The sequence below is a fragment of the Methylobacterium sp. J-030 genome (assembly GCF_022829545.1).
In the GTDB taxonomy this organism is placed as follows: Bacteria; Pseudomonadota; Alphaproteobacteria; order Rhizobiales; family Beijerinckiaceae; genus Methylobacterium.
This window is the reverse complement of sequence record NZ_JAKSYM010000258.1, coordinates 1-347: the sequence shown is the minus strand read 5'-3', so window position 1 is coordinate 347 and position 347 is coordinate 1. Positions and strand designations below refer to the sequence as shown.

The 347-nt window shown below is 62.5% G+C and carries 1 pseudogene; it reads left to right on the top strand.

The features are described 5' to 3' along the window. Nucleotides 1–158 precede the first annotated feature (158 nt). A pseudogene (locus MKK75_RS18725) lies at nucleotides 159–347 on the top strand (hypothetical protein); the annotation flags it as partial.

Here is a 347-nt window from a genome sequence, read left to right as displayed (position 1 = left end):
CGAACACGATGAACGCGGTGAGACCCATGACGATGCTCCGCGTATTCCTGCCACTGGTGATGGCAACGCTGGCCACTCACTAATGATCCCAGAGATGCGACTTCAATCGATCCCGCATTCCAACGGCTTTCTCGCCAATATTAACCCAACGCAGCATTATGCCAATCCGGCACGAGCACCGCTTCTTCTACCCTATCGACTGGGTGCAGCTCTCGGCCGTGATCCGGTTCGGCCGGGCGAGAGGCTGCTGCGAGGGCTGCGGGCGGCCGCACGGACGCAAGGTCTACCACCTTGGTGAAGGTCGCTGGTGGGATGCCGACGCCGGCGGGTGGCGCGATGGCTGGGGC